This window comes from Polystyrenella longa (assembly GCF_007750395.1).
GTDB lineage: Bacteria > Planctomycetota > Planctomycetia > Planctomycetales > Planctomycetaceae > Polystyrenella > Polystyrenella longa.
Genome location: NZ_CP036281.1, coordinates 336,231 through 358,314, shown reverse-complemented (window position 1 = coordinate 358,314; position 22,084 = coordinate 336,231). Strand labels below are relative to the sequence as shown.

The window sequence follows — 22,084 nt, the reverse complement described above, 5'->3', positions numbered from 1 at the left end:
ACCGAATTGCATCTCTGACGAGTCTCTATTACGCTGGACTGATTGGATTCTCATTCCCACGCTGGTATTTGATCCCAATAAATACCTCGCGCGCTGAGTGTATGCAGCTGCAGATCGCCGAACGATCAATGTTTGCCCTCATCGCATTGCGGAATGAGTCCCATCCCTGCTTTTCTTTCAGCTCGTCCTCGTTCTGGAGAGACCCATGCCTGCGCGATACCCCCTGTTGATGCTGGTTTTCCTGTCGCTGTTTTCTGGAGCGGTTTTCGCCGACGAACAACCTGAGGTTAAGCCCAGTCCCGTCGAACAACTCTTAAGCAAACAGACTTTCGATGCGAACCTGCCCCTCGCCGAAGTCAAACAGTTTACCCGCAGTCGCATCACTCCCTTTCCGCAAATCGACAACATCGCCGCCTGGGAAGAATACCGGGATCACCTGCGGGAAGAAGTCCTCTCCAAAGTCGTATTTCGAGGTAAAGCGGCCGAGTGGCGAGACGCCGACTTTCAAGTCGAATGGCTCGACAGTATCGAAGGTGGCCCGGAGTACACAATCCAGAAACTACGCTACGAAGCCCTTCCCGGGATGTGGATCCCCGCGCTGCTCTATGTGCCCAATAAACTCGAAGGCAAAGTCCCCGTCGTGATGAACGTGAATGGTCACGAAGGGGACCTGGGCAAGGCGGCAGAATACAAACAGATCCGCTGTATCAACCAGGCCAAGCGAGGCATGTTGGCGTTGAACATCGAGTGGGTCGGTATGGGTCAATTGAACACAGTCGGGTTTGGGCACTACCGGATGAACCAGATCGACCTGTGCGGTACAAGCGGACTCGCCCCTTTCTATCTCTCGATGAAACGGGGACTCGACATTCTCCTCAACCATGAACATACCGATCCCGAAAGGGTCGCCGTGGCCGGTTTGTCGGGAGGGGGATGGCAGACGATTTACATCAGTTCCCTCGACGAACGAGTTACCCTCTCAAACCCCGTAGCCGGTTACTCCAGCTTCTTCACTCGTGTTGACGCTCCTTCGGATCTGGGCGATTCGGAACAGACTCCCACCGACATGGCTTCCATCGCCGACTACCTGCACTTGACAGCGATGCGTGCTCCGCGACCGACATTATTAACCAACAACGATCAGGATCAATGCTGTTTCAAAGCCTCGCACGCACTGCCCCCACTGCTGCAAGTCGCGAGACCTCTTTATCAGCTGTATGGCAAAGGCGAAAACTTGCGGAGCCACATTAACATCGTTCCGGGAACCCATAATTTCGACCGGGATAATCGCGAGCAATTGTATGCAATGTTTGGTAACTTCTTTTATCCCGAGGACAGTAGTTACTCCGCCGTGGAAATAGAATGCGCCGCAGAACTTCATTCCAAAGCCGATCTAATTGTACCGGTACCAGAGAACAACCGAGACTTCAACATCCTCGCACAAGATCTTGCTGCGGACTTGCCTCAAAAGGATCCAACGCTCGACGTCGACGGTGAACGCGTCCGGTTGGCCGAAGTCATCAAGTTTCACGACTACCCTTACAGCGGGACTCAAGTCGAGCAATCGACTGTCGACGAACGAGCTGCCATCTACTGGCACTTAAATTTCGGTAGCGAATGGACCGTTCCCGTCATTGAATTCCCGACAGAGAACGCGAAAGCAACGGTGTTGCTACTCTCAGAACTGGGTTCAACTTCACTGGCGGCACAGGTCGAATCCCACCTGTCCGATGGAAATCGGGTACTGGTTGTCGATCCATTCTACTTCGGCCATTCCAAAATAACACAACGTCCAGGGTTGTACGCCTTGCTGGTCTCCAGTGTGGGGGAACGTCCTCTGGGAATTCAATCCGGCCAGTTAATGGGTGCCATCAAATGGGCGCGAGATACAGCGAAGGACACACCTTTGCATCTGCATTCTGTCGGTCCCCGTTCTTCCCTCGTCGCCCTCACCACCGCTGCCCTCGCCCCGACGTTGGTGGATCAGCTAACCACCGACGACTCGTTTGAAACGCTGAAAGAGATCTTCGTCAATAACATGCAAGTCTCGCAGGCTCCGGAAATATTCTGTTTTGGTCTGCTGCAGCATTTTGATATTGCCGACCTCCGACGACTTGCGGAATAGCCAGCGAGAAATTGAATTGCTCTTACATAGTTTCAATCTTAAAATGAAACATACGGAACGAAAAAAGTGACCACCAGACAGAAACCCGATAATAGAAACGGGGGCCGCCTGTCCTTGAGCCTGCAAGACGAGGCTGAAATTGAACCAAGAAATGGTTCGGGGGTCACTTTCAGGGGTTCCGCATACAATTTCTAACCTCGATGGTCCCCAAACACGAGGAGGTCCACCTCAGATGCTACAGGCGGAACTGATTATTAAATCGGGAGCGCACGCTGGTGTGCATATCCCCTTGCCAGGAACAAAGTGCATCATCGGCAGGGAACGGGACTGTCACTTTCGCCCGCAGGACGATCAGATCAGCCGGCATCACTGCGTTATTCGCTTCGACGGCATTACTTATCGGGTTCGTGACCTGGGCAGTCGCAATGGCACCTTCGTCAATGGACGGCAGATTAAAAGTGACGTCGTTCTGGTACCGGACGATCAAATCAGAATCGGGTCCATGACGATGCAACTCTTTCTGTCAGAGCAACCACCGAAAAGTGCCGCAGAAGCTGATCATCTTAAGCAGACCGACGTTCTGGACGGAACGACCGTTCATAATTCCTCGCTACCCAAATCGAGCGCCGACACCGACCAATCTTTTCGCCTTCCCGATCCGCGTCCGCAACCATCTCCGAAATCTGAATGAATTTCTGAGTGAATTTCTGGTTAACAAACCAAACGGCGATTGTCAGGTCCAAGTGAATTAGGCGAGGATTGGATGCCGCCTTCGTCAACGATGTCGGTTCAGTTCTGAAATCAGCTAACGCAATATTCGCGATGCCGTTATCATTCGTGCCCCCTTTCACACGACCCATCCCACTCATGCTATCCTCACGATTGTTCTGGAAGATTTTCTCGGTCACCACTGCCATTACCCTGATCTCAGCCGGAGTGGTGATCTGGATTCTCGCCTTTCGGCAGAGCGAAATCATTCACAGCATGATTGACGAGAGGTTACAAAACAGCGCGACATTACTAACCGATCAGATGGAATCCGCCTTTCGGGAGCCTCCGAGCTCGGAAATACAACAACAACTGAAGTCGCTGCAACAGGAAACCGGTACCCGAATTACCCTGATTGACGCGAATGGATATGTGCTGGGCGACTCGGCAGAAGATTATGAGGCGATGGACCTGCACAATAATCGCGAAGAAGTTCGTGAGGCGATGAACAGGGGGATCGGTTTCTCTGAACGCTACAGCGATACGCTCAACAAGAGTTTGCGTTATGTTTCCCAACGTGTTGGTCCGGCAGGCAAGCCACTGGGCGTGGTACGGGTATCGTTACCGGTAGACCGTGTCGATGGGCAGGTCACTTCTTTCCAAAAGGTCATCTGGTTAACAGCGACGATCTGCAGCCTGATTTCGCTGTTCTTCACTTACATCATGGTCGGACGCATTCTCAAACCTCTGCAGGAAATCACCGAAGCTGCCGAAGCAATTACCTCTGGCAAGCTCCGTCAGGAAGTCGACATCACCAGTCGCGATGAACTTGGACTTCTCGGCGCGACCTTTAACGCGATGAGTCGCAACTCGGCGGCCCGGTTTGAAGAACTACAGCTGAAAAGCCGAGAACTGGCTGAAAATAGCGAGCGGCTGGCCGCCGTACTGGGCAGTATGGTGGAAGGGGTCTTTGCCATCGATTCGGAACGTAAAATCATCTTTGCGAATCGGGCCGCTCAGAAACTGCTTCCCTTACCCACCACCGATGTGACGGGTCGTATCTACCTCGAGTTAATCCGAATTCCTCAAATCCAGGAACTAGTCAACACGGTTCTGACTGGGTACTGCCAGACCTCACTGGAATTCAAATTGAACCAGTCCCAAGCAACCGTCGCCGCCTTCGGTACTCCTCTGCCGGGTGAGACCGCTCCCGGTGTCCTGATAGTACTGCACGACATTTCCGAACTGCGTCAGTTAGAGAACATGCGGACCGAATTCTTTTCGAATGTTTCTCATGAATTAAAAACACCATTAGCCGCCATTCAAGCTTACGCAGAAACCTTATTAAACGGAGCCTTGAACGACCCGGAACATAACACGGTGTTTCTGAACAATATCCTGCAACATACCGAACGCCTGCACGATTTGATTCTGGACATGATGCAGATTTCGCGAATTGAATCGAGCACGGATGTCTTTGAAATCCACGAGGTTCATCTCGAACAATCGATCAACACCTGCCTGACCGCACTCGCTCCCCAGGCGGAAGCGAAAAACGTCGAACTGAAGTTCGACTGCAACACGGCGAATCCCCTTGTGCTGGCCGACGCCGAAGGGCTGCGAACTATCTTCGAAAACTTAATTGACAACGCCATCAAATACAGTCCTCAAAATGGCACTGTTACCGTACGCAGTTACCAGAATAACTCTCCAGATGGCAATGAGGTTACAGTCGAAGTCACCGACACCGGACCGGGAATTCCCATGGAATATCAGGCTCGTGTTTTTGAGCGATTTTACCGCGTCGACAAGGCCCGCTCACGCGAATTGGGCGGAACGGGACTCGGGCTCTCCATCGTCAAACATCTCTCCCAGGTCTTTGGTGCCAGTTTGGAACTGGAGAGCAAGATCAACAAAGGTAGCACCTTCCGGGTCACCTTCCCCGTCGTTATTGACGACCAGCAATACTGACGGACGATTTCAGGAAATATCTCCCCTCAGTTAACAATTTCTTCATACCTCTCCGTTACGCTCCCAGAAGGTAATCATTCCAGTTATAGACAACATAACCAGTTTCCCCTGACTGCTCCCCCAATTGAATCGTCTGCGAAACATCCGTTTCTATTCCTGCCTGACAGTATTCTTAACCCTCTGTCCTGATACAATTCTGTCCTGAAACAATGGAGTTAATCAAAGTGACTGTGACCGTCGATCACCAACCTGCGGTTTCATTGACCGTGCCTCATCATCTAAACGATTCGAGAGACACTCCTTCCATGGCCCGTGAACGAATCCTGATTATTGAAGACGAAGCCTCGCTCGCAGATGTTTTGACCTACAATTTGAAGAATGAGGGGTACGAAGTTCTTTCTGCCCGTGACGGACAGATGGGACTGGAACTGGCTCAGCAGAAATTGCCTGACCTCATTCTACTCGACTTGATGCTTCCCGGCATGGATGGACTGCAAATCTGTCGCCATCTGCGGAACAATCCGAAGACTGAAAACATCCGCATCATGATGCTCACCGCCAAAAGCGAAGAGCTGGACGAGGTGATCGGTTTCAACATGGGTGCTGATGACTACGTCACCAAACCATTCAAATTGAAACCTCTGATCCATCGCATCAAAGCACACCTGCGTCAACCAGCACGGGAAACAGAAACTCAGGATGTCATTAAGTGCCACGGCATCGAAATCGATCGCCTGCACCACACCGCCTGTGCGGACGGCAAAGAACTAAACCTGACACTAACCGAGTTCAAACTGCTCTGGATGCTGGCTAGCCACCCCGGTCGCCCCTTCAGCCGTTACGAACTGCTGGACACCTCGCGAGGTGTTGATGCTAACTCCCTGGAACGAACCATCGACGTTCACATCCGCTCGCTACGCCAAAAGCTGGAAGACAAAGCGGATCTCGTCGAAACGGTCCGAGGTGTTGGCTACCGTTTCGCTCGCGAAGCGTAACTTACCGAGTAAGCATTGAACTCGACTGGGTGATCGTTACCTCTTACAGAAGTTCGTCGATGACGTCGCCATGACCGATTGAATACACCGGTCGACCAGAATGGTCGAGGAATGCGACCGAGGGGTCGATACCCAGCACGCGGTAAATCGTATGGTGAATGTCTCCCGGTCCAACGACACGTTCAATTGGTCGTTCCCCTTTGCGGTCGGTTGCTCCGATGAGCTGACCGCCGCGAACTCCGCCACCACCCATCAGGCAGAACATCGCGTTCCCCCAGTGGTCGCGGCCTGGCGTTCCCATGCTTAAGGCAGGGCCACCATTTCCGCCGTTGTTCATTCGAGGCGTGCGGCTGAATTCTCCACACATCACTACGAGAACGTCGTCGTACAAACCGCGATCTGTCAGGTCGTTAAATAACGCACTGACGGCCGAGTCTACACGGGGGAGGTAGTTATCCATCCCCTTCTGTAAATCCCAGTGATGGTCCCAACCACCGAAGTGACAAGTGACAAAAGTAGTCCCCGCTTCGACCAGTCGGCGGGCCAATAACACGCTTTGACCAAAGCTGTTGCGACCGTATTTGTCCCGCAAAGTCGGATCTTCGCTGTCGATATCAAACGCTTCGCGTGCCCGCGGACCCGTAACGAGATTAAACGCCTGCTGATCAAACTCGTCCATTGCCGCTAACATACCGGACTGATCGACCTTGCGCTGCATGTTGTCTAAAGTTTTCTGCAGGTGTCGGCGATCTTCCAATCTCTCGAGAGACAACGACTTCGTCACATTTAGATTCTGAACTTTAAAACCTTCTTTATTTGGGTCAGAACCTGTATCAAATGGATTGTACTGGTCGCCAACATAAGTTGAACCAAAGTAACCGGGCCGTAAACCGACACTGGCAGCATAGGGGACAGCAACATAGGGAGGCATTCCTGGATTCCGCGCACCCACCATGCGGGCAGCCACGGAGCCGATCGATGGATTCTGAATATCTTTATTCGCTCCGCTCACGGTGCCTGGATAAGTCGTCAGCATACGGTGAGCGCCTGCGAAATGGTCTCCCGTACCGTGTTGCAACGAACGGACGATGGAAAACTTGTCTGCGATTTTTGCCTGCAGCGGAAAGAGTTCCGTCATCTCGAAGCCGGGTACATTCGTCGGAATTGGATTCCAGATTCCGCGGAACTCGCTCGGCGCTTCCGGCTTCATATCGTAGGTATCGAGGTGCCCCGGACCACCATCCAACCAGAGCAATATGACCGACGTTTTCTTCCCGGTTCCTCCAGCTGCTTCCGTTGCCGCTTTAGCCTGAAGGATGCGAGACATTCCAACCGAACCCATTCCCGCGACGCCCAGCTGGAGAAAATTTCGGCGTGTAAGACCATCACAATAACCGGGAGTTCGACCACCATCGATTCGAAACATGAATCGCAGCTCCTTGCAGGAGACAAAATCAGACGGGTGAAAGTACAACTGAATAGATCAGGCCAGAAGAACAAGGCTCAGTCAGCGATTCCTGTTGAATTCGCCTGGAGGCCATGGCCCAAAATGAGTAGCCGCAAACGGAAGGAAGCACAGCGGAGAAGTTAGGTAGGTAATGTCGTCGGAGAATATATCAGCCAATATTGATATTTATTGTGGCCAATGAAAATTAGATCGTCAATACAAACTGCCTCAAATCGTGGACACTCTCCCGGATCTATTGTACGGGTGAACCCCACGGAATAGACCTCTGTTACTCTTTTGATACAGGGAATTCTGCCGTATCTCCATCGTCTTCTTCAGCGAATTCCGCTACGGGTTCCGGTTCCGCATCTTTCCTCAGCATCACCTGCCAAACTTGTTCCAACTCTGGGCGACAGCTGTCGTCCGGTTCCCGGTCGGCATAAGCATAGCTGGTATACCAGCGGGAAAGCTGTTTGGCGGAATTATCGAACCGATCATTCTGACGTTCCAACTCGTAACAGAACTCCATCGGAGTCTGTTCCGGCGGGCGTTCCTGTTGGTGCTCGTAGGCCCACGATTCGAGGGCGTCGAACGTATAACAGACAACGTCTGCATTCGACTTTTCGCCAGCTGTTCCATCTTCGAACGGATTATGGAAAGTTCGGAATGGTTGTGGGGGTTCAGGAGGAGTCAGCACCAAGATGCGATCACCCACTTCAAGCTCTTCCTCACTCTCTTCTTCCTCTTCTTCTTTCTTCTTTTTACCGAACAGCATAAACCACAGCTTCTGCAGGAAGGCGCGGATCTTGCTGTTATACCGGTACAGTAAATATCCGATCGCGAGGAGTATTAACAAAATGAGCAGGGAAATTCCCAGGGTCATCCAGTCAAAGCTGGCCGTTTCTACATCGGGTTCGGGTTTTGGTTCAGTGGAAGAATCTTCAGACTCCTCCGATTCAGGTGAAGTCTGATCAGGCGATTCAGGATCTGTTTGTTCTTCGGGCTGTGGAGGTTCCTCAGGCTCGGGTTGCTCTTCGGCTTGAGGAGTTTCCTCAGGTGGAGTTTCCTCGGGCGGAGTTTCCTCGGGCGGAGTCACAGGAGGTTCCACTTCCGTCTTATCTCTCCGATCTCTCTTTTTCTTTTCGGGAGGAGGAGTCACCTCTGCTAACAGAGTCTCTTCCTCTTCGGCCGGTGGTTCTACTTTCTCTTCTTCCGGAGGAGGCTCCTGCTGTTCTTCTTCATCCGTTTCGGGAAGTTCTTTTTTGGGCGGAGGTTCCTTCTCCTTCTCTTCTTCCTCTTCTTCAGGCAACGGTACGTCAATTTCTAGATTGGGATCGATATCGGGATCATCCCGATCAACGCCGTATCCCAGCTTGAACATACTTTCGGAATCGTCGTAATAGTCTGTCCCAAATTTAACATCAGTCAAACTGGCCATAGGACCAAAGTTCGCAAGAACCGAGGGACGAGGAAGTAACAGACTTCCCAACAACAGCAGCAGTATCAGTGCTGATCCCGAGCCGACCCAGGTCCAGACGATTCCCCGAGGCATCTGCATGCCGCGCTGCCTTAAATAACGACGAAGCCCTAGCAGGCTGGTCACCAGCAGGAGCCCTAAAGCTCCTACCATATAAATCAGGAGCAGGTTAAAGGAGAATTCCCGTTTGGCCGCCCCGACTCCATCGGGGCCATCGACTTCCACCAGAAATTGTCCCAGTCCGAAAATGGGAATCGCTGCAAATGAGAAATACAGAATCCAGACGCCCGGTGAATGGGGCTGCCCCTCTTTATCGGCCTTACGCCGAAAGAGTCGCTTCCAGAGTGGGACTTTGATCTTCTCAACTGGTTCCAGACGTTTCTCAAACCCAGTATGTTGCAGCAGCCCTTCCCCTGACGCATCTTCTTCATCATCAATGAGCGTACAATCCCAGGTCATCTTCTTAGCGCACCACCAGACAATAAGCGTCAACACAATAGCGGGTATCGGCTGACTGACATAACTGATGATGGCCAGCCCTGTCACAATCGCCAGTGCGAGACCATATATTCCACCGCGAGTAGACCCAGCCGTAATCGAAATACGAGAGATAAATACAATCGCGAAGGTAAAACACCCCATGATTATAAACAGGCGTTTGGCGTAAAAGCCTTCGTAGAACGTATTCACGAAGAAGTAGAGCAAGCAGCCTACCATGAACATGATCAGAATCGGACTGAGGAGCATGCCTACATGGTCGACCCAGTCCTGATTTGACGCTTCTTTCACTTTCTTCTGCGGGCGCTGTTTGCTTGACGGTTTGACTACCTTCTCCGCCTTGGGGCGGGGGGTAGATTTCCGTTTTTCTTTTCGACGGGCCATAGCCTTGCCTCAGGGGAAAGAGCGGACACTGTTTTTGATTCAGGTCGTTCGAGAATAACTGTATAATAACTACGAAATTAAATCATAAATTTGTCTGTCGCTGGCAATCATGTTTATTAAACAAGTTCCTGCGAACAGACATAGGCGATGTCGTCCAAGTGATTGACACGACGGGTGTCAATTCCTTCAGTAATTAGCTTACCCATGGCTTCGGAAAGATCATCTTCGTCGAACCGAATAAGAATCGCCGTTACGGCAAACCCTTGACGTCGCAAGCTTCCGAGTGTCGCGGCAATATCTTCGTCGACTTTACCCAACACAGCTACAATAGTGGCGTCACGAACCATTCGAGAGCGGGATTCTTCGACGAGTTGCGCGAAACTGAGTCCGTCCGTTAATTCAACTCGGGCGAGCGTTTCGCGAATCTGCATGAATTGATCGTAACCACGTCGTGTCTCCACAATCAGGGGACTCAACCGATCGTTTGTTGTTTTCATTCCCAGATTTTCCTGGGCTGCGTTCCGGCTACGGAATTCTGTTTTATAGCCTTCCTGCTGCAACCGGTCGACCGCATCGCGTCCATTCGTAATCAACCCGATTTGTTGACCCAACAGGCTGACTGCGTTTGCCATCGACGCCACCGCAGTAACGGCCAGATCGGACTTGTAAGGTTCGTATTCGCTCGGGTAATTATCGACGTGAAAATCGAGCAGAATGGTGGAACCCATTACGCACGAAGGTTCAAATGTTTTGCAGTGCAGTTTTCCTGTTCGGGCCGATGCCTTCCAATGAATTCGGTTCAGTGCATCCCCTTCGATGTATTCGCGAACGCCGGAGATACGTGATGGGTCCTCGAACAACCGGTGGGACATACGAACTTCACCCATCGGTCGCCGCGACTCCAGCGAGAAACCAGCCAGCGGCACCACTTTGGGATAAACCATGATGTAAATCGGTTTGGTCAACACCCGGTAGCGGCGGTTCAATCCGAAGACATCGCCGCTTTCGAGCATCGTTGGCCCGATCTGGTAATATCCTCGTGAATTGAACACAATCTTGTACTTGAGCTTTTTCTGTCCTTTGCTGCCGACTGAAATAATCGACATCCGCTCTCCTTCGATGGTAATTTTCGAAGGTTTCATCGTGAGAGCATCCATCGGAACCGAATCTTCGAGGATCACCCACGGAACTGGAATCGAACCGCTGTTGTCGATTCGCAATTCCACTTCGGCGTACTCGCCCACTTCGGCAGTTTCAACTACACAATACCGCCGTACGGACAGATTCTCGACCGCATTTCGGGTCAAATAATAGCTGAGCAGCAAGACACCCATCAACACGTAGGTGGCATACACAAAGAACCCGAGTTGCAGATAAATCGCAACAACAAGAACCACCAGGCTGATAAAGAAAAGTCTCATAGTTTGGCTGGCTAATCAGGATAAAGGCAGAAACAAGAGGACAGGAACGCAGTTCCGTATTACGTAGCGACTGCTTTTTTCTGGGTAATGGTCGGCACAGGGATGTCGTTCAAAATTTCTTTCAATACAGCCTGTGGTGTGATTTTACGAAGACGGCTTTCCGGCTTGACGATGAGACGGTGAGCCATTACCGCATATATGATTTTCTTCACATCGTCGGGCATCACAAAGTCATGACCGCGAATCGCCGCCAGTGCCTGTGATGCACGGAACAGTGCGATAGAACCACGAGGACTCGCACCCAGGCTGATGTCATCATGTTTTCGCGTGGCGTGCACGATGGCCAGAATGTAAGAACGCACTTTGGAGTCGACATGAACTTCACGCACTGCATTCTGGCAGTCCACAATATCTTGAGCATTGACGACCGGTTCAATCGAATCGATAGGATGCCCCAGCTGAAGATTCGCCAACATACGGTCTTCATCTTCTGGATTAGGATATCCCAGGCTCAACCGAACCATAAATCGGTCGAGTTGGGCTTCTGGAAGCGAAAAGGTACCCTCGTGATCGACCGGGTTCTGTGTGGCGATCACCATGAACGGAGCTCCCAGATCGTGGGTGGTTCCATCCAATGTCACTTTGCGTTCCGCCATCGCTTCCAGCAACGCCGCCTGTGTTCGAGGAGTCGTACGGTTAATCTCATCCGCGAGCAGAATCTGAGTAAAGATTGGACCGGGTCGGAATTCAAACTCGGCGGTCTTGGGGCTGAAAATGGAAGCCCCGGTGATGTCTCCCGGCAACAGGTCGGGGGTACATTGGACTCGGTTGAAATCGCAACCGGTCGAAACGGCCAGAGAACGAGCAAGCATCGTCTTTGCAACACCCGGAACGTCTTCCAACAACGCATGTCCCTCACAAAACTGAGCCACAAGCGCCATGATAATTTCCTGACGCTTACCGATAATTACCTTTTCGACGTTACCAATAATTTTCTTGGCTGTCTGCGTTACGTTCTGCATGGGCACATTCTCTTTGATTTGATCCGCTGAGCTTCCGAATGGAACGAGATCAGAATTCAGGTTGGGAGGAGGAAGGTACGTTTTGGAATCGAATTGCATCTCCGGTGAACAGAAAGACAATCACGAAACAGAGGCCGAAATCGAACAGAGTTGGTTCCGATTCCTGTTGAAGTTGAAAACGGATGTTTTATCGATGAGCTATGGAAGTGAACAAAAGTGGCGATTGCGAAAGAAGTTTTTAGCAGACTTCTCTCCCCAATTTGAATTTGGAGTCGTGGACTGTTCCGATGAACCGAACTGATGACATGGATTTTCGGAAAGAATCAAGTCTGAGAAATTAGACGTTAGACCCACACTCTATTCCAGCCTTTAAACTAGCTTAGCACAAGTAGTTCTGACTGGATTCATCCCAATTCTGTCAAAAATCAGCCAAACAGGGTTCGGTCCTGTCACGTAGACAGGTTTGTCCCTGTCCGCCGTAACTCCTGTTGTGGTCCCGGTAAATGGAAAAACGGACACAACACTGTCGAAACAATGTTGTGTCCGCTTAGTCACGGCTAATGCCAGAGACGCACTTCAGCTAAGTCCTTAAACGGACGATCCGAAGTTTCATCAACGCCTCATTTAATCTTTTTTTAATTATTAGCAGGTCCTGATACCTTCTGCTGCGGCGAATTGACCTTGTTTAACAATCCCACCGCAGCCATAAGCCGGGTTTCAGAGAGGCTGCTATTTGCTGTCTGCTGTGATCCCTTTCCATTCATCCGTACGGAATGGAGATGCGGGTAATCCTGCTTCGTTGAACAGGTTGCAGATCGGATTATTCGCCCAGGCGTAACGAACTGATACGGGAACGCTCACTTCGTCGGAGGACACAATGACAGTGTCTCCCTCAATCCGTGCGTCGGCCCAATAGAACTTCTGGTCTTCGCCAGCAATCGCGAATCCTTTCAATTCCTCGCCATCACCTTTAGCAACTAATCCCCCCCCCACGTGATCGAATTGTAGATGAGCTTCTTTCCCCTCGACTTCCATCGATTTGTAGGTCGGTCCAGAATAGACAACGTCCGTTTTCCCAAACACATCATGCAGGGCAATCAGAGCGAGACGGTAACCGACATCCTGTTTATTCTTAGGATGAATATCTTTCGCTTCACCAATATCGATGATGACGGCCTGTCCTGTATTGGGCAGACTGAGAGTCATCGACTGTGCTTCACGAAGTTCGGCCCAAGCACTGTCAACCGGTTTGTCTTCCACTGCCATGAAGTTGGCCAACTGCACAAAGTAGAAGGGGAAATCTCCCTGTCCCCATTTTTCACGCCAGTTGGTAATCATCTCGGGGAACAATGTGCGGTACTGATAAGCACGCCCCGCATTCGATTCGCCCTGGTACCAGATCGCTCCTTGAATGGCGAAGGGAACCAGCGGATGAATCATCCCGTTGTACAGGCTGGATGGGCGATGGTGATGATTGGCATGATAGCCCAGACGAGGTTTTCCAGGTTCCTTTTCGCCGGCTTCTTTCGCCGCAGCCACTTTGGCTTTCCAAGCAGTGATCTGTTCTTCGTATTTTTTCATGATGCTGTCATGATTCGCGATGATCCCGTCCCAGCGGTCCAGGATGGGTTGCAACTCATCGACCGACTTCATCTTATCCATGCTGGTCCACGACTCGGCCGGGGTTCCGCCCCAGTTCGATTCGATCAGCCCAACCGGTTGTTCTGTCCGTTTTAACAGTTCCCGTCCAAAGAAATAACCCACTGCAGAATGGAGAGCTACGGTATCCGGGCTACAGACAACCCAATTCCCCACCACGTCCTTCTGGGGTTCAGCGGCAACGGTGTGAACCGCTTTGAACATGCGAATTTGAGGGTAATCGGCATTGGCGATTTCCTCATCGGGATTGTTGGATTTCACGACTGGCCATTCCATGTTTGACTGACCGCCACAGACCCAGTTATTTCCGACGAGCACGTTCTGGACTTCAATCGAATTGTTTCCCGCAACCGTCACGGCAATCGGTCCAAAGGCGTCAACAGCAGGAACCTTGACCATCCACTTGCCATCGTCGCCGGCAGTGGTCGAAGCAGATTTCTCGCCCACGGTGACTGTCACTTTTTCTCCCGCATCGGCCCAACCCCAGAAGGGAAGTTCTTTTCCCTGCTGCAGGACCATGTTGTCCCCAATGATGCTTGGCAGCTTAACGTCTGCAAATGCAGAAGTAGAAATCGCCATCAACGCCGTCGCCATCGACAAGCGGAACAAGTTCAGTTTCTTCATTAGAATTCCTCGCGCAAGAGTAATGTTTCACGTCGGCCCGGTTGACTCATCGGAGAGAAAGTCAGCAACGGCATTCGTGAATAAGGATCAGTATTAAATAGGAATTATCTATTCGTGTAGCCAATCCCACACGGATAAAGCAGCTTTGATGTCTTCCCAAACTACTCAGCTCCACCGGGGGATGCAATCGTCAACGCACGATTCGAGAGCCGAACCTGCCCCCTGCACCGGCTTCTCCTGACTATCCTTGCTGAACAGAACTCTGAGCAAAAGCCTGTATTGCAGAATTTTTCACCTTCTGTGAGCACCTAACTAGTCCTGATCATGAGCCTCATGTCATGACGGGCAATTCCACCCGAACCCGCCACAGAGCCTATTTCACACAGACACTTCCGTTTGCCTACCCGCATGCGATATGCTGAATTGCGGACAGTACGACTCGACAGGAGCCCCTGCCCCAAACTGGCTTCTTCTGGAAGTCCCCCCTGAACTGGCCTCCCGACTCCCTCCTCCTTTTTGTTAACAAGAATAGAAGTCATGAAGAGCCTCCGTTCTTATACGCTGATGTTTTTACTCCTGATCGCCTCATCTGTTTTGCAATGGCCTTCTCTCTTCGCTGAAGAGAAGCCTTTGCGAACCATTGAAGATCGTGCCGTCGATGTCGAACATATCAAACTCGATCTGACCGTCGCCATCGAGAAGGAAACCATCAGCGGTACTGCGACGATCAATTTCCAACCCTTCCGCGAACTGGAACAACTCACGCTCGATGCTGTCGCTCTTGAAGTGACTGCAGTACGTCTTACCTCAGCTAAAGAGAACGAGCCACAGGAACTTCGATTTGATCGAACAGCCGAAACCCTGACTGTTTACTTCAATAAACCACTCCCTCGTCGAACAGACTTTCAACTGGCCATCGACTACTCCGTCCACAAACCGAAAGTCGGTCTCTATTTTACCGCCAAGACGGAAGCTGCTTCGCCAAGCCTCGTCTGGACACAAGGGGAACCTGAAACGAATCGCTACTGGTTTCCCTGCTTTGATCATCCGCACGAACGACAATCGAGCGAACTGATCGTTACCACTAAAGCCGGACTGACAGTTCTGTCCAACGGACAGTTGATTTCCAAAACGGATCTTCCTGAAACCGAGCAGGTTAAACATCACTGGAAACAGGATGCCAGCCACGTTTCCTACCTGGTCACATTGGTCGTTGGTACGTTTGAATTGGTTGAAGAAGATTGGAACGGCAAGCCAGTTCAGTTTTACATCCCACCCAAACGAGCCGAGGATGTCGCCCGTACCTTCGGAAACACGAGCGAAATGCTCACCTTCTTCAGCGAGCGATTCGGAATCGAGTATCCTTGGGAAAAATACGCTCAGGTGGTGCTGTATAATTTCACCTCGGGGGGAATGGAAAACACCAGCGCCACTTCGCTTCATGACGGTACTCTCTTCGATGAACGTGCTTCGCTGGACACCACTTCCGACTGGCTGATCGCCCATGAACTTGCTCACCAATGGTGGGGAGACCTCGTCACTTGTAAAGACTGGTCTCACATCTGGCTGAATGAAGGCTTTGCTTCCTACTGCGAAATTCTCTGGGACGAACATCAGTCCGGTGCCGATGAACGCGACTACCATCTGTTTCAAGACAGCAACCGGGCTCGATCAGGTGCGGCACTTTCCAAACCACTCGTCGATCGCCGTTATGAGCACCCAACAGAAATGTTCGACGTGCGTGCTTACCCCAAAGGGGCCTGGGTGCTCCACATGTTGCGTCGCCACGTGGGTGATGAAGATTTCTTCCGCTGCGTCAACCGCTACGGAATTGAGTACTCGTTTAACACGGCAGAGACAGACGACCTGCGAAAAGTCTTCGAACGACTTCTCGGTTTATCCCTGGAGCGTTTCTTCTACGACTGGACCGAACGCCCCGGTCACCCGGAGCTCAAAGTCAAAACCTCGTACAACAACAGCAAAAAGCAGGTTCGAATTGAAATCGAACAGACTCAGAAATGGGACCCGTTCCAATTTCCTCTCAAGATCGAAGTCTGGGGCAAGGACGACGAAAAAGCGGTACTCGAAGAATTCATCACAGATAAAGAAGGTATCTATTTCCTCGATCTACCTACCACACCACGCCTTGTCCGTATAGACCCCGAGTTCAGTCTGCTTTCTAAAATCGAAGAAGACAAAAGCCGCGTCCTCTGGATGAATCAACTCGAATACGCCCCGACCATCAACGAACGAATTCGGGCAGCCGACCACCTCGCCAAGGCCGCCTCCGCCGAAAATCTGAAGTTACTTCAGAAGGCGTTAGAGGATGACTCCTTCTACGGAGTGCAAATTGAAATCGCCCAGGCGATTGGTAAAGCTCAGACCCCACAGGCGCGCGACATCCTGATTAAAGCTCTGGAGCATCCCCATCCTAAAACCCGTCGAGCAGTCGTGAATGCCTTAAAGAAATTTGAAAAAGATAGTGTCGTCGCCGATGCCTTAGAGAAGAAACTGGAAGCGGGAGACAAAAGCTACTACGTTGTCGCAGCGACTATCTCCGCCCTGTCCACTGTGCGGCAGAATGCTCCCTTATATAAAACGATCGAGTTACTCGACCGTGACTCTCACCGCGACGTCATTCGCTGCGCTGTCCTGGAGAGCCTTGGTTATTGCCACGACCCCCGCGCACTCGATCTATTACTCCAATGGACCAGCCCTGACCGCTACCACGCCTGCCGACGTGCAGCGATGAATGGAATCGTGCAATACATCGAAGAGAACAACCTCCCCCTCGGACAACAAAAACAGATCGTGACGCGTCTCACTGAGTATCTGAACTCACCTTCTCCTTTAACACGCAGGTCCTCAACGGCCAGTCTGGGTAAAATCGGCGAAGGGGCTGGCAGCGCGCTCTCAAAACTACGTGATATGGCCGAGAACGACCCCGATGGTTGGAGCCGCCTGAGCGCCACCAACGCCGTCAAACAGATCGAAGATGCCGACGCCTCTCGCTCCGAAATCAAATCGCTCCGCGACGACATCGAAAAGCTTCGCAAACAACAGGAAGAACTGGGCAAACGATTCGACGAATTCGACCAGCCGTAAAGGAGTTGGGGTCAATCAGCACAGCGAACTTGAATTCCGCCAGGAGAACGGAACGCTCTTAATGCGTTTCGTACGATCCGGATAACACGCATTGATTGTCCGGCCTACCCTCGCTGAACGGACTACTCCGCGAAGCAACTCATCACGAACTCGCGCATCTTCTGTTTGATTTCGGGCGTACTGAAGGGGGAGCCGCCATGTCCCGCGCCGTCGATCATGATCAACTCGACGGGCAAGCCTGCTTCCAGGTAAGCTTCATTGATACGCTCGGATTGTCCTGGTAGCACAACCTTGTCCTCCACCCCATGCAGCACCAGCATCGGCGGATCATCAGCACTGATGAAAGTGACGGCCGAGGCGGACCGCAGCAATTCCATCTTCTCTTTGGGTGGGCCACCGAACAGTTGGTAAACGTACGAATCAGGCGAGTTCAGTTTCTCTGTTTGGGTTTGACTCCGCAGAATGAAGTCGGTCGCCCCATACAGATCGATCACTCCCTGAATGCGCGACGATTGATCCAAGTTGCCTCCGACACTCCCTTCCAGCTCCTGCACATCGCCCGACGTTCCCAGCAGCGCGACGAGATGCCCACCCGCACTGGCGCCACCGGCCACAATTTTGTCGGCATTGTAACCGTACTCCTCCGCATGGGCGCGAAGCCAGCGAATCGCTCCTTTGCAATCATAAATCTGTGCCGGGAAGGCCGCCTTGTCGGAGAACCGATACGATATGCTCGCCACGGCATACCCTTCTTCCGCCATCCAGGCAAACGCCGGTTTCTTCCGACTTCCCTGCACCCATCCCCCACCATGAACCCACACGACCAACCGAGGTTGCTTCTCCTCTTCCGGCAGATACAAGTCCAACTGCAACGAGGTCCCCTCAATATTGGCGTACTCAATATCGGCGATCGTTTTCACTTCCGCCTGAACCTGCTCAATCCCAACCCACAACCCCGCACTCAAACCCACAACAACAGTAAACAAAGAACGACGGATATTCATTAAAAGGAACCTTGCTAAAAACAGACTTGAATCTTAATTCAACACATTTAAGCGATCTTCATCCTAAAGCAACGATCGCTCTGCCACAGTCGAAAACCTAGAACTTCTCCGATAAATTCCGGAAGATGTTTTACAGAGTCTCGATGCAACTGCATTCCCGGCCACCGGTCGATTCGCAAGCGGGTAGCTTACTTTGTTCAGATTAACTGTAGGAGCATGGAACATAGACCACGAAGCTTTCCCCAGTGAGAGCAATTACTCCGCATCGGGTTATTCATTACTTTCGACTTCAACCTTCAAGACTTTTTTTGAATCGGGTCATCGGGTCGATACACTTCAAGTCCTGAGCACTCTATTGATACTCGACAATAACCCTGATAATGTTAGTTTATATCCATCACTTTACTCTGCATTAGAGACGCAGTATGTCAATATCCGATTCACAGAACAAAACCGCAGGTGAACTGGTCGATCTTGTAACCAGTCGTGTTGGTTCAAATGGCGCCGTGCATCCTGAGACAGCCATCGCGAGTATTGCAAGATTAGCGGGCAGCCTTCTATTACGGTCTTTCAATCTGAACATTGACTCTTTGGAACCTGGAACGGTTATTCTTTCGACAGAAGCCAATGAAAAGGGGCCACAGCTCATTGGAATTATGAGTAGCATGCTTCAACAATTCGGGCTATCGATGGATAAAGAGAAGCTTGGCGGTGAGCAGTCAAAGCTGGGTACAAAGCCCGACTTTTCCACAGTCCAATCATTGTCACTACTGCAAGACGACGCCATCGGAATCGCAAAATCGAATGGGCTAGAGCTCAAGGAAGCTGCCCAGTCAGCAGCGATGGCAACGGCCTTCTTCGTTAAAGAATGTGCGAACGATATCGGTGTTGAAACGGGGTTTAACGTCGCTGCTTATAACTTCATTGATGGTTGCAAGACCGTTCCTCCTGCTATCGGCTCAACGCCAAAGGCAGATAACAAGAAGCCTTGGTACAAGTTCTGGTAACCAGTGTCCGGCGAGCTATGGCTAACATTAAGACGAGAAACACCTTTTCGAAGCAACGCTAACCGAATTCAGAAAGCGCTCACGACTGGGGAGGTTGCCACCTGACTGGAGACGGAACATCACACCCGTACTCGATGATCACTACTCCCCCGACTCCGCATCCGGTTTATAAACACCCGGGAAGGTTATCTCGCAAAAGTGGCGGAAGTTCTCGCGCCATTCGGTTTGCTGGGATTCATCCATAATGGCGGCGATCTCGTTTTCGAAGGATCCCATTTCTGCGGCAAGTCGCGGGCGAAACTCCTGACGCAGGGCGATCAGGTCTTCGATCTTATTCCGGACGATTTGCTTCGCCTCAGCGCTTTGCTCTTCGTTCAGATCGTATTTCCAGACAAGCCGTTCATGAATTCGTTCGATCATCGTTTCGGATTCGAGTTCGAAGTTCTTCATCTTATGACGCACCATCCGCATCGCCAGTGCCCCTCCGGTCACCACTCCGCTACCAAAGATGACCACCACCAGGACCAGTTGCAGCAAAGTGCGCCAGCGACTTTTTTTCGGTCGAGGAGAAGGCAACGAAGGCTCCATCGCGGGAGCGTCTGAATTCAGTTCTGCGTTCATTATTGTAAGGCCACCTGTACTGTTTGCAGGACTTCAAAGGCAGGATCAGTAAGTTCCGTCCAGGACTGAAAACCGATCATCATGGCGATGCCCGCCGCGACCAGCGACCCCACCGTCGAGGTCCACCAGATGCGCTCCGAAAATACATACGTTTCCGACCGTTCCGCCTCCAGCCGGGCAAGGACCGCCGCAGTCACATCGACCTGGGGGGCAGTCTCCGTTCGCGCCGACTTTGCCAGACCCGTCAGGAGTTGGTCAATATCGATATCGTGCGATTGCTGTTTCGCCGCCTGGTTCTTGTCTTGATTTGTATTCATGTTGTCCCCTGCTCCTGCAGAAGTTGCTTGAGCTTTTTCCTGGCTCGAAAGGCCTGCACCTTAACTAACGACTTACTCCAACCGGTCACTTCGGCCGCTTCTTCTACCGTATGCTCTTCCCAGTATATTAAGGTCAAAATCATCCGATCGCGAGGCGGTAACTGTTCCAGCATGGCATGCAGTAAATTGCCGGCCTGTTCTGCTGACTGAAGTTGATCGGTATTCGCCTCTGTTGAATCATACGGCATCTGAGACAGGGAGACCTTTTCTTTTTTGCGATCCTTCTGTTTCCAGTAGCGATAACCGACTCGCACCCCGATTTTCCGCACCCAGTGCAACAGAGGTGATTCATACCGAAACGATCCCAGGCTCCGATAAACTTCAACGAAGACATCCTGTACCAGTTCCTCGTGAACGTTGCGATCCCTTGAGAACCGCCACATCTGGGCGGCCATTTCCTGTTGATATCGTTCCACCAGTTTCGCGAAGGCCTCACTCTCTCCTGCCAACGTGCCTTCTATCCAGATTTTTTCCTGACCCTCTTCCTCCTGCGAACAGGAATCTGGTTCTGTTCGATCAGCAGATTGATCCGCTTGTCGAGTCGACGCTTTAGAAGCTGTCATGATCCAACCAGCAATAGGAAAAGGAAAGAAGTAAACGGTAACACACAGGAACATCTATCAGGATGCGTTCACTCTGTTTTATCCGAAAACCGATGAATACATCCAGTGGAGATTAAGATAGCGAAATTGAAAGACCAGCCTCGGTTTACACTCACTTTCGATTTCGATTTCGACTCATCTCCGAGTCGAGCAGGTGAATGTATCCCAGGCTGATCTTTCAGAATCCAGGCTGAGGTTAGATTTACTCATCCGCTTCCTGAATTTTTTCCTGCTTTACTTTTTCATGGAACTCTCGACGGACCGATCTGTTTTCGTCGATCACCGCACGAATTTTCGTTTGTTGCTCTTCCGTAAGCACCTTTTTCGCTTCCCCTTTCAGGTTGCGAGCGAGGAGTGCCATCTCGCCAATGGCGTCGCCAAGTTTCTCCGCAGAGGCTTTAATCTCTTCGTCAGTCGCGGCGTCGGCCAGTACCTGATCCACCAATGCCATCCGGGCTTCAACTAACCCGCCGATTTTTTCCTGGATCTCCGGGCGATTGTTCTTGAAGATCTTTTTCATATCCTGACGTTGATCATCAGTCAGGTCGATTTCCGAACGAAGGACCATCAAGCGACCGATATTTCCGCCCATCATCTTGCGGAAGTCTTCTCCCATCGGTCCTTTCATAAACGGAAACCGTCCCTGCCTCCGTTCGTGAAACTTTCCACCTCCGCCCCCTTCTCCTTTGAAGTGGGGTTCTTCCGAACTGGCGTCAGCAAGCAAAAACAAGAACCCCGCATCTTGCGAGAGCGTCCCCTTTAGTTCTCCGACCGCTTTCATCGTACTGATTGTTTCTCCCACCTCCGCCTGCATGTGTTTGATACCCACGATTCCAAACACACAAGCACTCCCAAGGACGGCTGTCCAAATCACTTTTTTCGACATGTTTCTCTCCTATTGATTTTGATTCAACGAGAAGCGCTACCGGACACAAGCTGTGCGGACTGTCGCCTCACTCATTTCGCATTTATTTCACACTCAAATCAGACTCGAAAAGGGTGTCTGGCCAGACAGTCCACTTCTCCACTACCGCTAC

General features: G+C 51.3%; 17 protein-coding genes. 7 read left to right on the top strand and 10 right to left on the bottom strand.

Translation table 11 applies throughout. The features are described from left to right. The first annotated feature begins 205 nt into the window (after positions 1 to 205). The 4 genes from Pla110_RS01275 (at position 206) to Pla110_RS01260 (ending at position 5,799) form a co-directional block, all read left to right on the top strand. A complete protein-coding gene (locus Pla110_RS01275; protein ID WP_144992411.1) occupies positions 206 to 2,125 on the top strand; it encodes an alpha/beta hydrolase family protein in 1,920 nt (639 codons plus the stop codon). A 232-nt stretch (positions 2,126 to 2,357) separates the two neighbouring features. Then, a complete protein-coding gene (locus Pla110_RS01270) occupies positions 2,358 to 2,816 on the top strand; it encodes an FHA domain-containing protein (protein WP_197440427.1) in 459 nt (152 codons plus the stop codon). Positions 2,817 to 2,992: 176 nt separating this feature from the next. Beyond that, on the top strand, positions 2,993 to 4,804 hold the full coding sequence (locus Pla110_RS01265) for an ATP-binding protein (protein WP_197440426.1): 1,812 nt from the start codon (positions 2,993 to 2,995) through the stop codon (positions 4,802 to 4,804). Between the two features lie 305 nt (positions 4,805 to 5,109). After that, positions 5,110 to 5,799, top strand: a complete 690-nt coding sequence (locus Pla110_RS01260; RefSeq protein ID WP_144992405.1) for a response regulator — start codon at positions 5,110 to 5,112, stop codon at positions 5,797 to 5,799. Positions 5,800 to 5,842: 43 nt separating this feature from the next. Here the strand turns inward: Pla110_RS01260 and Pla110_RS01255 are convergent, their stop codons facing one another. From Pla110_RS01255 to Pla110_RS01240, 4 genes are all read right to left on the bottom strand, one after another. Next, on the bottom strand, positions 5,843 to 7,225 hold the full coding sequence (locus Pla110_RS01255; protein WP_144992403.1) for a DUF1501 domain-containing protein: 1,383 nt from the start codon (positions 7,223 to 7,225) through the stop codon (positions 5,843 to 5,845). A 310-nt stretch (positions 7,226 to 7,535) separates the two neighbouring features. Beyond that, the gene (locus Pla110_RS22490; RefSeq protein ID WP_197440425.1) at positions 7,536 to 9,605 is read right to left on the bottom strand and encodes a hypothetical protein; all 2,070 of its coding nucleotides are present in this window, start codon (positions 9,603 to 9,605) and stop codon (positions 7,536 to 7,538) included. A gap of 116 nt (positions 9,606 to 9,721) precedes the next feature. Then, the gene (locus tag Pla110_RS01245; RefSeq protein ID WP_144992401.1) at positions 9,722 to 11,026 is read right to left on the bottom strand and encodes a DUF58 domain-containing protein; all 1,305 of its coding nucleotides are present in this window, start codon (positions 11,024 to 11,026) and stop codon (positions 9,722 to 9,724) included. Between the two features lie 59 nt (positions 11,027 to 11,085). After that, on the bottom strand, positions 11,086 to 12,048 hold the full coding sequence (locus Pla110_RS01240) for an AAA family ATPase (protein WP_144992399.1): 963 nt from the start codon (positions 12,046 to 12,048) through the stop codon (positions 11,086 to 11,088). A gap of 82 nt (positions 12,049 to 12,130) precedes the next feature. On the opposite strand from Pla110_RS01240, the gene Pla110_RS01235 reads away from it, so the two are divergent. Continuing rightward, a complete protein-coding gene (locus Pla110_RS01235; RefSeq protein ID WP_144992397.1) occupies positions 12,131 to 12,349 on the top strand; it encodes a hypothetical protein in 219 nt (72 codons plus the stop codon). Positions 12,350 to 12,777: 428 nt separating this feature from the next. Here Pla110_RS01235 and Pla110_RS01230 read toward each other — a convergent pair whose 3' ends face one another. Beyond that, entirely contained in the window at positions 12,778 to 14,331 is a 1,554-nt protein-coding gene (locus Pla110_RS01230) for a sialate O-acetylesterase (RefSeq protein WP_144992395.1), read from the bottom strand. Positions 14,332 to 14,868: 537 nt separating this feature from the next. Here Pla110_RS01230 and Pla110_RS01225 point away from each other — a divergent pair. Beyond that, positions 14,869 to 17,436 carry a M1 family aminopeptidase gene (locus Pla110_RS01225; RefSeq protein ID WP_144992393.1) on the top strand — a complete coding sequence of 856 codons (2,568 nt, stop codon included), beginning with the start codon at positions 14,869 to 14,871 and terminating at the stop codon, positions 17,434 to 17,436. A 122-nt stretch (positions 17,437 to 17,558) separates the two neighbouring features. Here the strand turns inward: Pla110_RS01225 and Pla110_RS01220 are convergent, their stop codons facing one another. Further along, positions 17,559 to 18,440: an alpha/beta hydrolase gene (locus tag Pla110_RS01220; RefSeq protein WP_144992390.1), complete on the bottom strand. Its 882-nt coding sequence runs from the start codon at positions 18,438 to 18,440 to the stop codon at positions 17,559 to 17,561. Positions 18,441 to 18,865: 425 nt separating this feature from the next. On the opposite strand from Pla110_RS01220, the gene Pla110_RS01215 reads away from it, so the two are divergent. Continuing rightward, entirely contained in the window at positions 18,866 to 19,447 is a 582-nt protein-coding gene (locus Pla110_RS01215; protein ID WP_144992388.1) for a hypothetical protein, read from the top strand. Between the two features lie 141 nt (positions 19,448 to 19,588). On the opposite strand, the gene Pla110_RS01210 is transcribed toward Pla110_RS01215, so the two are convergent. The 4 genes from Pla110_RS01210 to Pla110_RS01195 all read right to left on the bottom strand — a co-directional run bounded on the left by Pla110_RS01210 (position 19,589) and on the right by Pla110_RS01195 (position 21,933). Further along, positions 19,589 to 20,068, bottom strand: a complete 480-nt coding sequence (locus Pla110_RS01210; RefSeq protein ID WP_144992386.1) for a hypothetical protein — start codon at positions 20,066 to 20,068, stop codon at positions 19,589 to 19,591. Continuing rightward, a complete protein-coding gene (locus Pla110_RS01205) occupies positions 20,068 to 20,385 on the bottom strand; it encodes a hypothetical protein (protein ID WP_144992384.1) in 318 nt (105 codons plus the stop codon). The genes Pla110_RS01210 and Pla110_RS01205 overlap by 1 nt, the downstream gene beginning before the upstream one ends. After that, positions 20,382 to 21,008 (bottom strand): RNA polymerase sigma factor, encoded by a 627-nt coding sequence (locus Pla110_RS01200; protein ID WP_197440424.1) that lies wholly within the window; start codon positions 21,006 to 21,008, stop codon positions 20,382 to 20,384. Before Pla110_RS01200 ends, Pla110_RS01205 begins: the two co-directional genes overlap by 4 nt. A gap of 241 nt (positions 21,009 to 21,249) precedes the next feature. Beyond that, complete coding sequence (locus Pla110_RS01195; protein ID WP_144992380.1) at positions 21,250 to 21,933, bottom strand: Spy/CpxP family protein refolding chaperone; 684 nt, start codon at positions 21,931 to 21,933, stop codon at positions 21,250 to 21,252. Positions 21,934 to 22,084: the final 151 nt, after the last annotated feature.

What these genes read in the sequence shown, in the direction of transcription:
- Pla110_RS01230 (WP_144992395.1), bottom strand. Translation starts at nt 14,331, where the DNA reads ATGAAGAAACTGAACTTGTTCCGCTTGTCGATGGCGACGGCGTTGATG.
- Pla110_RS01225 (WP_144992393.1), top strand. Translation starts at nt 14,869, where the DNA reads ATGAAGAGCCTCCGTTCTTATACGCTGATGTTTTTACTCCTGATCGCC.
- Pla110_RS01245 (WP_144992401.1), bottom strand. Translation starts at nt 11,026, where the DNA reads ATGAGACTTTTCTTTATCAGCCTGGTGGTTCTTGTTGTTGCGATTTAT.
- Pla110_RS22490 (WP_197440425.1), bottom strand. Translation starts at nt 9,605, where the DNA reads ATGGCCCGTCGAAAAGAAAAACGGAAATCTACCCCCCGCCCCAAGGCG.
- Pla110_RS01265 (WP_197440426.1), top strand. Translation starts at nt 2,993, where the DNA reads ATGCTATCCTCACGATTGTTCTGGAAGATTTTCTCGGTCACCACTGCC.
- Pla110_RS01200 (WP_197440424.1), bottom strand. Translation starts at nt 21,008, where the DNA reads ATGACAGCTTCTAAAGCGTCGACTCGACAAGCGGATCAATCTGCTGAT.
- Pla110_RS01205 (WP_144992384.1), bottom strand. Translation starts at nt 20,385, where the DNA reads ATGAATACAAATCAAGACAAGAACCAGGCGGCGAAACAGCAATCGCAC.
- Pla110_RS01195 (WP_144992380.1), bottom strand. Translation starts at nt 21,933, where the DNA reads ATGTCGAAAAAAGTGATTTGGACAGCCGTCCTTGGGAGTGCTTGTGTG.
- Pla110_RS01275 (WP_144992411.1), top strand. Translation starts at nt 206, where the DNA reads ATGCCTGCGCGATACCCCCTGTTGATGCTGGTTTTCCTGTCGCTGTTT.
- Pla110_RS01215 (WP_144992388.1), top strand. Translation starts at nt 18,866, where the DNA reads ATGTCAATATCCGATTCACAGAACAAAACCGCAGGTGAACTGGTCGAT.
- Pla110_RS01240 (WP_144992399.1), bottom strand. Translation starts at nt 12,048, where the DNA reads ATGCAGAACGTAACGCAGACAGCCAAGAAAATTATTGGTAACGTCGAA.
- Pla110_RS01210 (WP_144992386.1), bottom strand. Translation starts at nt 20,068, where the DNA reads ATGAACGCAGAACTGAATTCAGACGCTCCCGCGATGGAGCCTTCGTTG.
- Pla110_RS01270 (WP_197440427.1), top strand. Translation starts at nt 2,358, where the DNA reads ATGCTACAGGCGGAACTGATTATTAAATCGGGAGCGCACGCTGGTGTG.
- Pla110_RS01220 (WP_144992390.1), bottom strand. Translation starts at nt 18,440, where the DNA reads ATGAATATCCGTCGTTCTTTGTTTACTGTTGTTGTGGGTTTGAGTGCG.
- Pla110_RS01255 (WP_144992403.1), bottom strand. Translation starts at nt 7,225, where the DNA reads ATGTTTCGAATCGATGGTGGTCGAACTCCCGGTTATTGTGATGGTCTT.
- Pla110_RS01260 (WP_144992405.1), top strand. Translation starts at nt 5,110, where the DNA reads ATGGCCCGTGAACGAATCCTGATTATTGAAGACGAAGCCTCGCTCGCA.